The 14942-nt window shown below is 68.0% G+C and carries 11 protein-coding genes; 1 reads left to right on the forward strand and 10 read right to left on the reverse strand.

What is annotated here, in order from left to right; genetic code table 11:
- The 10 genes from ACTHJR_RS04835 to pdhA all read right to left on the reverse strand — a co-directional run.
- On the reverse strand, positions 1-2285 hold a 2285-nt coding region (locus tag ACTHJR_RS04835; protein WP_440521993.1), incomplete at its 3' end, for a UvrD-helicase domain-containing protein.
- Positions 2266-5223, reverse strand: coding sequence for a double-strand break repair protein AddB (addB, locus tag ACTHJR_RS04840; RefSeq protein ID WP_440521994.1), 2958 nt, complete (start codon positions 5221-5223; stop codon positions 2266-2268). The genes ACTHJR_RS04835 and addB, both read right to left, overlap by 20 nt.
- Positions 5224-5349: 126 nt before the next feature.
- Positions 5350-6111 (reverse strand): nucleotidyltransferase family protein, encoded by a 762-nt coding sequence (locus ACTHJR_RS04845; RefSeq protein ID WP_440521995.1) that lies wholly within the window; start codon positions 6109-6111, stop codon positions 5350-5352.
- Positions 6108-7079, reverse strand: a complete 972-nt coding sequence (locus tag ACTHJR_RS04850) for an aminoglycoside phosphotransferase family protein (protein WP_440521996.1) — start codon at positions 7077-7079, stop codon at positions 6108-6110. Before ACTHJR_RS04850 ends, ACTHJR_RS04845 begins: the two co-directional genes overlap by 4 nt.
- On the reverse strand, positions 7076-7516 hold the full coding sequence (gene tsaE / locus ACTHJR_RS04855) for a tRNA (adenosine(37)-N6)-threonylcarbamoyltransferase complex ATPase subunit type 1 TsaE (protein WP_440521997.1): 441 nt from the start codon (positions 7514-7516) through the stop codon (positions 7076-7078). Before tsaE ends, ACTHJR_RS04850 begins: the two co-directional genes overlap by 4 nt.
- Positions 7516-7815 carry a CcdB family protein gene (locus tag ACTHJR_RS04860; RefSeq protein ID WP_440521998.1) on the reverse strand — a complete coding sequence of 100 codons (300 nt, stop codon included), beginning with the start codon at positions 7813-7815 and terminating at the stop codon, positions 7516-7518. Before ACTHJR_RS04860 ends, tsaE begins: the two co-directional genes overlap by 1 nt.
- Positions 7815-8063, reverse strand: a complete 249-nt coding sequence (locus ACTHJR_RS04865; RefSeq protein ID WP_440521999.1) for a type II toxin-antitoxin system CcdA family antitoxin — start codon at positions 8061-8063, stop codon at positions 7815-7817. The genes ACTHJR_RS04860 and ACTHJR_RS04865 overlap by 1 nt, the downstream gene beginning before the upstream one ends.
- A gap of 49 nt (positions 8064-8112) precedes the next feature.
- Entirely contained in the window at positions 8113-10455 is a 2343-nt protein-coding gene (locus ACTHJR_RS04870) for a PAS-domain containing protein (RefSeq protein ID WP_440522000.1), read from the reverse strand.
- A gap of 373 nt (positions 10456-10828) precedes the next feature.
- Entirely contained in the window at positions 10829-12253 is a 1425-nt protein-coding gene (locus ACTHJR_RS04875) for a pyruvate dehydrogenase complex E1 component subunit beta (RefSeq protein WP_440522001.1), read from the reverse strand.
- 1 nt (position 12254) lies between these two features.
- The gene (gene pdhA / locus ACTHJR_RS04880; RefSeq protein ID WP_440522002.1) at positions 12255-13301 is read right to left on the reverse strand and encodes a pyruvate dehydrogenase (acetyl-transferring) E1 component subunit alpha; all 1047 of its coding nucleotides are present in this window, start codon (positions 13299-13301) and stop codon (positions 12255-12257) included.
- Positions 13302-13457: 156 nt separating this feature from the next.
- Here pdhA and ACTHJR_RS04885 point away from each other — a divergent pair, with 156 nt between their 5' ends.
- On the forward strand, positions 13458-14759 hold the full coding sequence (locus ACTHJR_RS04885) for an MFS transporter (RefSeq protein WP_440522003.1): 1302 nt from the start codon (positions 13458-13460) through the stop codon (positions 14757-14759).
- The last annotated feature ends 183 nt before the right edge of the window (positions 14760-14942 follow it).

Genomic DNA, 14942 nt, shown 5'->3' on the forward strand with positions numbered 1-14942 from the left:
TCGCCGCGGTCGAACCAGTCGAGGAAGCGCTGCAGCGAGGGAATGGCGACCCGCTCGAACTCCAACGCCGCGTTGAGCAACTCGTCGATCGGATCGCGCGCTTCCTGCCCCAGCCGCCGGATCAGCTTGCGCCGCCCATCCAGCGGGCCGGTCAGCATTTCCTCGAGGAAAACATAGGGCGTGGTGAAATCGGCGCGGCGCAGCATCGCCGCCAGCGGCGCGATCCGCTCGGCCGGCTGCGTCGCCTGGAGATGCGCCCAGAGGCCGCCGCGCCGCTTTATCGCCGCGTGCATCAGTTCGTCCTGGCTCCAGCCGATCAGCGGCGACACCAACAGGCTGGCGAGTGCCAGATCGTCCTGCGGCTGGAGTACGAAGCGGATCGCCGCGAGCAAATCCTGCACCGCGAGCGGCGCGGTCAGGCGCAAGCGGTCGACCCCCGCCACCGGCACGCCCTCGGCATAGAGCCGCGCGACGATCAGCGAGGCGAGCTCGCCGCGCCGCTTGACCAGGATCATGACGTCCTCGGGGCGCAACGGCCGCCCCTTGCTCTCGAGGATCAATGGGTCCTTGGGATCGAGCCAGGCCCTGACCTGCGCCGCGATCCGCGTGGCATGCGCGCGCACCGCGTCGGCGACCCAGCCCTCCTCGCCTTCGTCCTCCTCGCCGGCCAGCGTCGGTGCCCACAGATTGACCTGGCCCGGGCCTGCGACCTTGCTGGCGTGGCGCTGGCTGTCGTCGACCCCCAGCCCGCCGCCGGGCAGCACGCCGATCGCGGCGTCGACGAAATCGAGGATCGGCTGAGTCGAGCGGAAGGACGAGGTCAGCGCCAATTGCTCGAACGGCGTCGGCTCGATCTCGCTTATATCGCTCGTCACCTCGGCGAGGTCGCGGAAATGCCGCTCCGCCCAGCGGAAATTGAGCGGGTCGGTGCCCTGGAAACCGAAAATCGCCTGCTTGTAGTCGCCGACCGTGAACAGCGTGCGCTTGCGATCGCCGCGCGTGCCGAAACCGGCGAAGAAGTCGCTGGCGATCGCATCGACGATTTCCCATTGACGCAAATTGGTGTCCTGCGCCTCGTCGATCAGGACATGGTCGGTGGCCTGGTCGAGCTTGAAGCGCACCCAGTCGCCCATCCCGTCCTGGCGCAGCAAGGCGACCGCGGAATCGATCAGATCGTCGAAATCGACCGCGCCGATCCGCCGCTTGGCGACGCGATAGGCGGCCGCATAGTCGCGCCCCACCGACAAGCCGGCGGCGAGCAGCTCGGCATAATCGGCCAGCGCCTCGATCGCCGCCAGCCGTGCGCCATGGTCGCCGACCATCGCGATCAGCTCGACATAATCGGGCTCGATCGCGACCAGCTTGGCCGATGCCTTGCGCGGCTCGCCCTTGCCGGTGCGCGCGATGGCGATCAGGTCCGTCAGCATCGCCCGGCGATCCTCGGGTCCGGCCGCCAGCCACGCATCGGCGATATCGGCATGGCCGGTGCCGGTCGCAGTCCCCCAGGCGCGATTGGCGGCCGCCACGCGCCGCAGCAGCGCGTCGATCTCGGGATCGGCGCAGCCTTCGAGGATCGTCGCCTCGACATCGTCGACCCCGAGCAAGGCGCGCCGCACATAGGGCCCGATGCCCTCACCCATCGGCAGTGCCGCCATCGCCGCGGGCGCGCGGGCACAGGCGCGCAGGAACGCCTCCGCCCCTTCCTCGCCCAGCCTCAGGCTCAGCGCGCCGACCGCGCGCACTGCCGACTCGTGCCCCTCGCGCTCGGCATCGACCAGCAATTGCGCCAGCGTCTCGCGCGCCAGCGCCGATTCCTCGCGCGCTTCGAGTGGGCGAAAGCCCGGGGTCAGCCTGGCCTCGACCGGGAACGCGGTCAACAGCGACTGGCAAAAGCCGTGGATGGTCTGGATGCGCAACCCGCCGCCGGGCGCGTCGAGTACCTTGGCGAACAAGGTACGCGCGCGGGCGATTAGCGCTGGCGTCCATTTCTCGCACAGCGAGATCAGGTCGGCCTTGATGTCATCATCCGACGCGCGGACCCAGCGTGCCAATCGCTGGTTGATCCGTCCCGCCATCTCGGCGGCGCCGGCCTTGGTGAAGGTCAGGCACAGGATCGTGCCGGGATCGGTGCCGCCGAGCAGCAGGCGATAGACGCGCGCTGCCAGCACCTGGGTCTTGCCGGTGCCCGCCGAGGCCGCGAGCCAGACGTGCGACGAGGGATCGCTCGCCCGCGCCTGCTCGTCGACGAGCCGCGGCAGGATCGAGTCAGCGCCGCTCACGGCCATACCATTCGTCGCGGCGCATCAATTGGTCGTAATCGCCGAACGGCGCATATTCGGGCTTGAGCTTGGCGGTGAATGGCGCCGCGCCGGTCAGCCAGGTCGCCGCGGCGTCGATGAAATTGGCGCGCGCCTGGGCGACGAACTCGTCCGCCGGTATCGGGTCGCGCTTGCGCGGGTCGCAGGGCGAATCGACATAGCCGAAGCCGCCGGCGCGATTGCGCGCGAGCGACCAATATTCGAACCCTTCGGCCGTACCCGCCACATCGGCGAACTTGCCGGCCTCCGCGATCATGCCGAGCAGGCCGAGTTGCAGGCTGAACCCGGCGCGCACCGCCGCGGTCGAGGGCGGCTGGCCGGTCTTGTAATCGACCACCACCAGTCCGCCGTCGTGCAGCCGGTCGATACGGTCGAACCGGCCCGACAGGTCGACGCCGGCAAGCTGCAGCGTTCCTTTGCCCTCGACCGCCAGGATCTGCCGTTCGTCCGCGCGATCGGACACTTCGCGCGCGATCCAGTCGACCGCCTCGATCAGGCGCGGCCCCCATAGGGCGCGGATCATCGGATGGGTGCGAACGTCGCCGAGCAACGCCTCCGCGCGGGGCCGCAACGTCTCGGGATCGGCGCCGTCCTCGCGAAACCAGTCTTCCAGGATCGCATGGACCTGGTTGCCGCGCCACGCCGCGCTCGGCTCGGCATCGACCGGATCGATCGCGCCCAGCCGCAGCATCCGGCGGGCGTAAAAGGCATAAGGATCGGCCTTCAACCGGTCGACTTCGGTCACCGAGATCTGGCGCGGCCGGTCGTCGACTGCCGGCGACGGTTCCGGCCGCGGCTCGGGTCGATGCTCGCCGGGATCGTCGATCGCCGCGGCCCAGCCCGCGAGGTCGGGCTCGCGGTCGAAGCGATCGCCCGCCAGCGCCTCCAGCCGCAGCCAGAAGCGCGACGCCAGCGTCGGCGACCGCCCGTCGCGGCGGGCGCGGGTGATCAGCACCTCGGGCGCGCCGAGCGCATTGGCGAAATCATGCGCCGCGATGCCGATCCCGCGCTCGAGCCCCGGCAGGCCGAGTTCGGCGCGGATGCGCGGCGCCAGCCACGGGTCGGGCGCAGCAACCGATGGCCAGGTGCCTTCGTTGAGGCTGCCCAGAATCATCAGGTCCGCCGCCTGCAACCGCGCCTCGATCAGGCCGTAGATCGCCAGTCTGGGATGCCCGCCCTGTGGCGGTCGGATCGCGACTTCCTCCATCAGCGTGCGCAGCAGCGGCGCGACGCTGGCGGGATCGATCGACGCTGGCCCGTCGGCGGCGCGGACCTCGAGATCGGCGAGCAGTTCCGCGGCGGCGCGGCCGGCGGGACCGGCCCAGACAGCGAAGCCGCACAAGGCCTCGGCTGTCTCCCGCAATGTCGCGGCCATCGCCGCCAGTGGCTGCGCGCCATCGCCGAAGCAACGCGCGAGCGGTTCGAGCAGATCACGCATCGCCGGCCAGACGCGCCGCGCCGCCGCCCGGATCGGCGCCTCGCGCTCGTCGCCGTCCAGTAGATGCGCGTCGATCCCGGCCAGCCCGGGCGCCGGTCGCGGGCCGCGCAAGGCGCGATCGAGCGCTCGCACGCCATCGAGCCACAGGGTGCGCGGCTCCCCGCTCTGGACCAAGGGATGCTTGAGCAGCGCGAGTAAGGCCAGGGGCGCGAAATCCTGCGCCGCCGCCTCGGCCATCATCGTCAGCAGCGTGCCCGGCGGGCGCGTCGCCAGCGGGCGACCGGCGGTATCGTCGATCTCGATCCCCCAGCGCGCACAATGCGCGGCGACGCGCTCGGCCAGCGCGCGATCGGGCGTGACGAGCGCAGCGGTCCGCCCTTCGGCTTCGAGCGCGCCGCGCAACGCCAGCGCGATCGCCTGCGCCTCGTCGGCCGGCGTCGCCAGCTCAACCGCGCGAATTCCGGTCAGCCGGCGATCGGCCGCGTCCAGCGCGGTCCATTTGCCGGTGAATTCGGCCGGCGCGAAGGCATTGGCGATCGCCTTGCCGCGTGCCGCCGAGGCGTCGTGCTCGCTGCCTTCGCGCCACGTCCGCACCTCGCCGCGCCCCGCGCCCATCCGCTCGAGCAGCAGTTTGAGCTGGAATTGCGGATGGGTCTCGATCGATCGGGCGGTGAAGCCGGCCGCGTCCGGCTCGTGCGGGCCCAACGCATCCCATTCCTCGTCGGGCAAGGTCGTGGCGAGGTCCTGGAACACCACCAGGCCCTCGTTCAGTTCGGCGACGCGACGCAGCAAACCCGCCACCGCGCGGGCCGGATCGGTGATCCCCGCCGCGCAGACGAAGCCGGGCGGCGGCGTCTCCTTCCAGCGCGCGGCGAGTCGGCGCAGCATGATCGCGCGCCGTTCCGCCGCGTCCATCGCGCCCAAGCGCGCCAGCTCGGCCGGCCAGCGGTCGATGACGATACGGAACAGATCGAGCGCGCGTTCCCAATGGCTGGTCAGTTCGGGCGCGAACGAGAGGTCGTCGAGCTGCGACGCGGCGACTTCCTCGACCAGCAATTGATCGAGCGTGCGCGCCAGCGCGCCGGCCAGCCGCACCGCTTCGTCGGCGGTCACCGGCTCGCCGCGCCGCGCACGCTCCTCCGACACCAGGCGCGCAAGGATCATCCGCCGCGCGAGCGGGTCGACCGGTGGCGGGAGCGGTTCCTGATCGTCGGCCGGGTCGAGCATCGCGCCCGCCGCTTCGTCGAGCGCGGGGTCACCGATCGTCACCAGCCGCGGCAGCAGCAAGCCGTTGCCGCTGGCGCGCACGAACGCGTCCTGGACGGCGCGGCGTCCGCGATTGTTGGGAAGCAGCACGAGCCCGCGCGCCAATCGCAGCGGATCGTCGCCGACGCGCTTCATCAGCCCGGCAACCAGCGCGTCGGCGAACGCCCGTTGCGCGGGGATGGTGTAGAGCGCGAGTCTCACGCTCTAACCGTCACCCCGGCCTTGTGCCGGGGTCTGCCGTGCCCCAGGCCATACCGCCTGAGGCCCGATGGATGCCGGAACAAGGCCGGCATGACGAATTGAGGAAACAGCGCGCACCTGCCCCCCTTACGCATCGATAAGAAGCGCCTCGGTCTTGGCGATCGCGGGCGGCGTGCCGACGTCGAACCACAGGCCCTGGTGGACGAAGCCATAAGCCCGGCCCGCCTCGATCGCGCGGTTCCAGAACAGGTTGGTCGAGAACGGTCCCTCTGGCCAGTCCCGGATCAGCCGCGGCGACAGGATCTGGACGCCGGTATAGACGAACGGCGCCACCCTGCCCGGCTTGCGGCGCCCGGTGATGCGGCCATTGGCGTCGAGGTGGAAATCGCCCTGCCCGCCATGATTGTGCGCGCGCGCCAGCGGCACCAGCAGCAGTAAGGCGTCCATCGCCTCGTCGTCCCAACGCGACGCCAGCAGCTTGATCGTATCGGCCGGACCGTCGACCCATAGATTGTCGGCATTGACCGCGACGAACGGCTTGTCGCCGATCAGGTCGCGCGCCTGGACGATACCGCCGCCGGTCTCCATCAATTGCGGGCGCTCGTCGGAAATGACGATGTCGATGCCCTTCACGCGGTTCTTGAGATGCGCCTCGAGCGCGTCCGCGAGGTAATGGACATTGACGACCGCGCGCTTGATTCCCGCCGCGCGCAAGCGATCGAACACATGGTCGAGCAAGGTCTGCCCCGCCACCTGGATCAGCGGCTTGGGTCGCGTCGCGGTCAGCGGGCGCATCCTCTTGCCGATCCCGGCCGCCATCACCATCGCGGTCTCCGGAACGGTGCCGCCGGGGTCCGGACGAATCGCCAGGGTGCGCTTCGGCTTCATGCGCCGATAATCTCCATCGGGTCGCCGCGCTGGCCGGCAGGGATATTGGCATCGAACCACGCCTTGACCGGGCCGAGCGCGGGATGATCGAGATCGCGATTGAGGTAGCGCCACACGCGCGGGCACATCGCCGGATAGCGCGGCTTGCCGTCGCGACGCCACAGTCGGGTGAAGATGCCGATGATCTTGGCGTTCCGCTGCGCGCCGAGCACATGATAAGCAGCGTCGAAATCGTCCCCCGCCCCCGTCACACGGCGATAGCGCGCCAGCATCGCCGCCTCGATCTCCGGCTCGACATCGCGCCGCGCGTCCTGGAGCAGCGAGACCAGATCGTAAGCGGGATGCCCGGCCAGCGCGTCCTGGAAATCGAGTAGCCCCAGCGCCTCGGTGCCACCGATCAGCATCAGATTCTCGGCATGATAGTCGCGGAGAACGGTGACCGGCTCGGCCGCCAGCGCATGGTCGAAAACCTCGTCCCAAGCCTTGGTATAGCCGACCGTGTCGACGGTCAGCCCGATCGCCGGACAATACCAATCGACCAGCAGGTCGGATTCGCGATGCAATTCGGTGCGGTCGTAGGCACGCCACGGCCCGGCTGGTTCTGCACGCAGGCGGATCAGGATATCGACCGCCGCTTCATACATCCGGAGCAGGCTCTCGGGCGCGGCATCGACCGTCTCGCGCATCCGAGCATCACCGAAATCCTCGATCAGCACGAGCCCCTGGTCGAGATCGGTGCCGAAGATCGCCGGCGCGGGGAAACCATGCTGCACCAACCACTCGGCGACGGCGATGAACGGGCGCGGATCCTCGTGCGGCGGAGGCGCATCCATCAGGATCGCGCTGCGGCCATGATCGGCGACGCGGAAGTAACGGCGGAACGAGGCATCGCCGGCCAGCGGCAGCACTTCGCCTTCTCCCCAGCCGAGCTTGGCGAGGAAATCGGCGGCGCCCGGCGGTGGGTTCATTTCAGGGACCATCGTCCCTCCCATGCCGAGGGCACGATGGCTGTCAAGCGGCGTCCGCTATCGGGTGCGAAGTCCAGGCTCAACGCCAGTGCGTCGGGCCAGCGCCCCGGCGCGCGCTCGGGCCATTCGATCAGCAACAGTGACTCCCCGCGCCCCTCATCGAGGCCGAGTTCGTCGATCTCCTCGACATGCTCGATGCGATAGAGATCGACATGCATCACCGGCAGCCGCGTTTCGGGCGGTTCGTAGGGCTGGACGATCGCGAAGGTCGGCGATGGTGCTTCGCCTTCCAGCCCCAGAGCAGCGAGCAGCCCGCGCGCAATGCTCGTCTTGCCAGCGCCGAGCGGACCGGACAGCGTGATGACGTCGCCGGGGAGCACCGCCGCGGCGAGGCGAGCACCCAACGCTTCGCTGGCAGCGGCGTCGGCGAGCAGCATCAATAGCCGCTGATGAGCATGTCGAGCGCACCGACGATCTCGTGATGAGCGTCGGCAAGCGACGTCACGCAGGTCCCGATCATCTTGGCGGGGATGGTCGCGGCACCCTGCGTCGCCATGAAGAACTCCCTGCCGTCGATCTCGAACCGTGGGTTCAACCTCGCGATCCGTTTCGGCATATCGTCGGGGCTCAGGAGCGGGACCACGAAACGCGTTTCCAAGCGGTCAAGGATGCTCGACTGGCAGTCGAGCAGCAGCTCCTCGCCGTCCCTCGGCCGGAAGACATCGAACTGCGCCATCAGAATTGGCGGAATCGTTCGAGCGGCAACCCTTTCTCCTCGACAAACCTGTTCCACTCCTCGAACGCCTCGGCATTTTCTTCCTTGAAACGCCGCTCGCGCTCGGCCTTGACCTCGCGCGCCAATCCCTCCTCGCTCGCTCGCGAGACGTTGATGCCGAGTTCCTTGGCTTCCGCTACGAGACGGGCGTCGAGCGACACGTTGGTCGGACGGCGAAACGGCGTACGATCTTCGCGAACTCGGGCCATGACGCACTCCTTATGCGCATACTTTATGCGCATTCGACATCCCACGCAATCAGCGCGGCAATTCCACCGTCAACAATGTCCCCGCGCCAGGCTCGGACAGAAGCTGGATCGTCCCGCCATGCGACTCGGCGAATTGCCGCGCGATCGGTAGGCCCAGCCCAAGCGCGCGGTCGTCGTCGCGCGATTCGTGCTCGGCGAAGCGATCGAAGGCGTGCTCGACGTCGTCGGGCGCCATCCCCGGGCCATCGTCCGACACCACGATCCGCGCCGCGCGCATGTCGCCGTCGGTATGCAGCAGCACGCGCCCGCCCTCGTGCGTCCCGCCGACCGCGTGGCGCAACAAATGTTCGATCATCTCGCGCAACTTCTTGGCGTCGCCCTTCACCGTGCCGGTCGAGGGGGCGACCTCGATCGCGAAGTCGATCTTCTTGCGCTTGGCGAGCGGCGCGACCGCCTCGGCGGCATTATAGGCGACGGTCTCGAGATCGACGTCGAGCCGTTCGACCTTGTTCTGGTCGCCCTCGGTCAGGTTGAGCACGTCGTCGACCAGCGCCGACAGCCGCGCGACCGATTCGAGGATCGCGTCGACATAGCCATCGGCGGTCTTGCTGAGCTTGCCGGCATAGCCTTCGCCGAGCATCTCGGCGAAGCCCTGGATCGAGGTCAGCGGCGTGCGCAATTCATAGCTCATATTGGCGACGAATGCGGTCTTGACCTGATCGGCGGCGACCAAGGCCTCGTTGCGATCGCGCAGCGCCTGCTCGATGCGCCGGCTGTCGGATATGTCGAGCATGATGAACAGCGCGTTGCCGTCGGGCAGCGGCACGCCGGCGAATTCGAAATGGCGCCCGTCGGCGAACGCCACACGCCCGCCGCGTTGCTGGCGCCCGACCGCCGCCGACCGCACGATCTCGGCGATCACGCTGGCGCGCCCCGGCTGCGCCAGTCTGGCAGCACCGCGCTCGACCAGCGCATCGATCCGCGGATGGCTCGCCAGGAACTCCTCGTCGAATGCCCAGAGCTCGCGGAACTTGTTGTTCCAGATCTGCAGTCGTCCGTCGCCGGCGAACACGCCCAGCGCCTCGAACAGATTGTCGAACGTCGCGGTGCGGACGCGCAGCAAGGTGTCGCGCGCGCTGGCGAGCTGGACCTGTTCGGTGCGGTCCTCGAAAATCAGCAGCAGCCCGCCGTCGGGCAAGGGATTGGCGACGACACGCAGATGCACGCCGCCGGGGAGCGTCCAGGTTTCCTCGATCGCCCCGGTCGCCGCCAGGAACCAGTCGCGGCGTTCCGCTTTCCAGCCCGGGAAGTCGCGGACCTCGGGCAAGCGATTGGCCTCGCGCATGCGTTCGAGCACGCGGTCGAATTCGGGCCGGTCGGCGAGCCATTCGCCGCGCATCGCGAACATCCGCTGGAACGGCTGGTTGCAGAACGCCAGGCTGCGGTCCGGGGCGAATTGCACCACGCCCGCCGACAGCCGGTCGAGCATCGCGCGCTGCGCATCGGAGAAGCGCTTCATGCCGCCGCGCGCCTGCTCCAGGTCCTCGATGTCGATCGCGAATCCGGCGACACCGCCCGGTGGGCTCGGCAGCGGCACGTCGTGGACGCGAAGCATCCGCCGCGCGCCGTTGATCGTCGCAGGCATCGCCTGGACATTGGGCTTGTCGGTATCGCGCGCGACCAGCGCACTGGCCAGTGGGCCGCCGATTCCCGATCCCTCGATCAATTCGACCTGGCGCGACACGACGTGCTTGGCGTCGCTCGCCTCGACCGCGCGGACATAGGCGGTGTTGACCATAGCCAGCCGCATGTCGGGTCCGCGATACCACATCGGCAGCGGCGCCGCCTCGATCAGGCCGCGCAATGCCGCGAACGCCTGGCCGAGTTCGAGCGTCTCGCCGAGCAACTGGCCGATCTGCGCCTGGCTATCGGTCGCGTCGAAGAACCACAGCAGGACGCCGCCCGGCGACCCGACCTCGCGCGGCGCGCGCTGGCCGCGTACCGCCAGCGTGCGCACCGATCCCTGCGGGCGGATGGTCAGCGCGAAGGGTTCGCCGGCCTTCTGCGCGGCGGTGACCGCGTCGCCGAGAATCACCGCGTCCTCGCTGGTCAGGCCGGCGCCCGGCGACACCAGTTCGGCGAGGAATTTGGGCGGCGGCACCAGGCCGAGCCAGTCGGCCAGCCGATCGGGCAATTCCAGCCGGCCGTCGGCGCGCACCACCATCGCCAAAGCCGGCCCCGAGGCGAGCATCGCGTTGAGCTTGTCGTTGCCGGCCAGCGTTGCCGCCGCGGCGCCGCGCGCGCGCAGGCCGGTGAACAGGATCCAGCTCGCGGCGACGATCGCCGCCGCCAGCAGTGCGCCGACCAGGCCGAGAGTGGTCGTCGACACCATTAGCGGCTGTTCCGTTTCATCGACGCGTGACTTCCCCGTTCGCCCGCGAATTCATGGGCGTGTCGTACGGGTTTACCGAGCCAGCCGCGCTCCACAAGGCCGGTCCGAACGGTTGGTGGCGTGGCAGCGACCAATCGTCCGGCAAAATTACCTGCTTCACTACAGGTTTCAACCGTCACCCCGGCCTTGTGCCGGGTCTGCCGCGCCACATTTCATGGCGTCTGCGATATCGAACCTGGTTAGCCACACAGCTGGCGCGCCTTCGCCTGTCGTATGGCCTGCCGCTCGGCAGACCCGGCACAAGGCCGGAGTGACGATGGAATGAGGCGCGGTCTCCCGGCCTCATTCACAGGGTCCCGACGGACGCGTGCGTTCAGCGATAGCAGACCTTCTTTACCGCGCTGATCACCTTGTCGGCCGAGATCAACGCGAGCTTCTCGAGATTCGCCGCATAGGGCAGCGGCACGTCCTCGTCGGTCACCCGCAGCACCGGCGCGTCGAGGTCGTCGAAGCCTTCTTCCATGACGAATGCCGCCACTTCGGACGCGATCGAGCAGGTCGGCCAGCCTTCCTCGACCACCACGATGCGGTTGGTCTTGGCCAGCGATTTGAGCACCGTCTTGCGATCGAGCGGGCGCAAGGTGCGCAGGTCGATCACCTCGGCGTCGATCCCTTCCTTGGCGAGCTCGTCGGCGGCTTCGAGGCTGAGGCCGACGCCGATCGAATAGGAAACGATCGTTACGTCCTTGCCCTCGCGCATGATCCGCGCCTTGCCGATCGGCAGAACCCAGTCATCGACCTGCGGCACCTCGAAGGTGCGGCCGTAGAGCAGTTCGTTCTCGAGGAAGACGACCGGATCCTCGCTGCGGATCGCCGCCTTGAGCAGGCCCTTGGCGTCCTGCGCGTCGTACGGCGCGATCACGATCAGCCCGGGCACCGCGGCATACCACGGGCCGTAATTCTGGCTGTGCTGCGCGCCGACGCGGCTCGCCGCGCCGTTGGGACCGCGGAACACGATCGGGCAGCGCATCTGGCCGCCCGACATGTAATTGGTCTTGGCCGCCGAATTGATGATGTGGTCGATCGCCTGCATCGCGAAGTTGAACGTCATGAACTCGACGATCGGGCGCAGGCCGCCCATCGCCGCGCCGGTGCCGACGCCGGCGAAACCATATTCGGTGATCGGCGTGTCGATCACGCGCTTGTCGCCGAATTCGTCGAGCAGGCCCTGGGTGACCTTGTAGGCGCCCTGATATTGCGCGACTTCCTCGCCCATCACGAAGACGCGCTCATCCTTGCGCATCTCCTCGGCCATCGCGTCACGCAGCGCCTCGCGCAGCGTGACCTTGACCATCGCGGTGCCGGCGGGGACTTCCGGATCGGCGACCTCGGCATCGTGCTTGGCCGCCTCGAACATCTGGCGCGCACCGGTCTCGACCAGATGCGGCTCGGGAGTGCCGCTCTCGGCGGCCTGCTCCTGCTTCTCCGGTTCGACCGCCTTGTCGTCGGCGCTTTCGGCCGGCGCAGCGGCAGGCGCCGCCTTCGACACCTCCTCGCCCTCGGCGGCAAGCGTCGCGATGACGGTGCCGACCTTCACGTTGTCGGTGCCCTCGGCGACCAGGATCCGCGCGATCGTACCTTCGTCGACCGCTTCGAACTCCATTGTAGCCTTATCGGTCTCGATCTCGGCCATGATATCGCCCGAGCGGATCACATCGCCTTCCTTGACCAGCCACTTTGCGAGCGTGCCTTCTTCCATCGTCGGCGACAGCGCCGGCATCTTGATCTCGATCGCCATCTTAGTACGACTCCACCAGCACGTCGGTATAAAGCTCGCCCACCTCGGGCTCCGGCGTCTGCTCGGCGAAGTCCGCCGCCTCGTTCACCTGCTTCCGGATCGCGGCCTCCGCCGCCTTCAGTTCGTCTTCTGTGACCCCGAGCTTCTCGAGCAATTGCTTGGCATGCTCGATCGGGTCGGACTTGTCGCGGACCGCCTGGACTTCCTCACGGCTGCGATATTTGGCCGGGTCGGACATCGAGTGGCCGCGATAGCGATAGGTCTTCATCTCCAGGATGAGCGGCCCCTTGCCGGCGCGGACCCAGGCCAGCGCCTCCTCGGCAGCACCGCGGCACGCCAGCACATCCATGCCATCGACCTGAATGCCCGGGATGCGGAAGCTCTCGCCGCGGCGATAGAGCTGGTCCTCGGACGACGCGCGGTTGACGCTGGTGCCCATGGCATATTGGTTGTTCTCGATCACGTAGATGATCGGAAGCTTCCACAGCTCGGCCATGTTGAACGATTCGTAGACCTGGCCCTGATTGGCCGCGCCGTCGCCGAAATAGGCGAGGCAGACGCCGCCATCGTTCGAATATTTGTGTTTGAAGGCGAGCCCGGTACCCAGCGACACCTGCGCGCCGACGATGCCGTGCCCGCCGTAGAACTTCTTCTCGGTCGAGAACATGTGCATCGACCCGCCCTTGCCCTTCGAGATGCCGGCAGCACGGCCGGTCAGCTCGGCCATGATGACCTTGGGGTCGATGCCGTAGGCAAGCATGTGGCCGTGATCGCGAGAGCCGGTGTTCACGCTGTCCTTCTCGCCGTCGAGCGCCGACTGCAGGCCGACCGCGACCGCTTCCTGGCCGATATAGAGGTGGCAGAAACCGCCGATGAAGCCGAGGCCGTAGAGCTGGCCGGCCTTCTCTTCGAAGCGACGGATCAGCAGCATCTGCTTGTAGAGCGCGAGCAACTCGTCTTTCGACGCGTCATAGGGTTGCGGCTCGTCGGGCCGCTCGCGATTGGTCTTGAGCGGCTCGCTCTTGGCGCGTGCTGGGGCTTTTGCCACGATGGGGAAAACCTCGTTTCCTTGGGGGAGAAAGCGCGGCCTATAGGCCGGGAGCGTGACGGTTTTCAATCGTGCGCTGCGGCACAGCCAGACTTCTTGTCGGACAAGTAACGCCATGGTTGCGAAAAGCCGACCGCTCCGCCTAAGGCGAGGCGGATGTTCCCCGCCGATCATCCCTTCCGCATCGCCAATTTCCGAGCGTATTGGCTGTCGCGCTTCGCCGGCACCGTCGCGCTTTCCGCGATGTCGATCATCATCGGCTGGCAAGTCTACAGCCTGGCGCGCGACGTCCATCATCTGAGCATCAAGGAAGCGACCTTCCTGCTCGGCATGATCGGCGTGGCGCAGTTCGTCCCGCTCTTCCTGCTGACGCCGATCGTCGGGCTGATCGCCGATACGTTCGACCGGCGCTGGATCGTGCGCGGGACCACCGGCCTGCTGGTGGCGACGACGGTGATGCTCGGGACGCTGACCTGGCTTCACGCGCTGAGCCTGCCTGTGCTGTTCCTTGCCGCGGTGTTCATCGGCGTGGCGCGCGCTTTCTCGGGGCCCGCCTATTCCGCGCTCGCCCCCAATCTCGTTCCGCGCGAGGTGCTGCCGACCGCGATCGCGGTCAGTTCGATCGCCTGGCAGGTGGGCGTGATCATCGGGCCGAGCCTGGGCGGCTTCCTCTATGCGATCCATCCCGATGCCGCCTACGGCACGTCGACCGCGCTGTTCCTGATCGCGCTCGGCATGATCTTCCTGATCGGCAAGGTGCCCCAACCCCAGGCGCAAGCCGACCATCGCCCGCTTCACCGCATCGTCGAGGGGTTCCGCTACGTCCGGCGCAATCGACTGGTGCTGGCGTCGATCACGCTCGATTTGTTCGCGGTGTTGCTCGCCGGGGCGACCGCGTTGCTGCCGGTCTATGCGCGCGACATCCTCCATGTCGGATCGCGGGGCCTGGGCTTTCTTGCCGCCGGGATGGGAATCGGGGCGACGTCGACCGCCCTGTTCTTCTCGTTCCGCCCGATGAAGACCAATGTCGGGCTGAAGATGCTGATCGCGGTGATGGTGTTCGGGATCGGTATCCTGACCTTCGGCACCGCGCATCTGATCCTGCCGAGCAACGCTTTCTATCTCGCGCTCGCCGGCCTGATCGTCGCCGGCTGCGCCGACATGGTGTCTGTCTATGTCCGCTCGTCACTGATTCAGCTCCACACGCCCGATGAGATGCGCGGCCGGGTTTCGGCGGTGTCGCAGCTCACCATCTCGGCCTCGAACGAACTGGGCGAGGCCGAAAGCGGCCTGCTCGGTTCGCTGCTGGGTCCGGTCGGCGCGGTGGTGTTCGGCGGGATCGGTTGTATCGTCGTCACGATTCTCTGGTCGCGCCTGTTCCCCGAACTCAGGCTTGCAAAGACGTTCGACCCACCCGAAATTCTGCAGGTTCCAAGTCCGGTCGGGACAGGACTGTGACGGAGCCGATTTTGGTGTCAGGCAAGAAGCAAGGAGGGAGCGATGTTTAAACGTCGTGACCGACGCGCGCCGCAGCATGGCGCCAAAATCGGCCCGCCGCAGAGCGGTGGCGCGGGGCGAGGAGCGGGCCTAACCGCCCGGGTGGCGGCGTGCGGGCGGGGACGAGACGCGCGGGCCGGCGGG

The sequence above is a fragment of the Sphingomonas sp. genome, from assembly GCF_051962185.1.
GTDB lineage: Bacteria > Pseudomonadota > Alphaproteobacteria > Sphingomonadales > Sphingomonadaceae > Sphingomonas.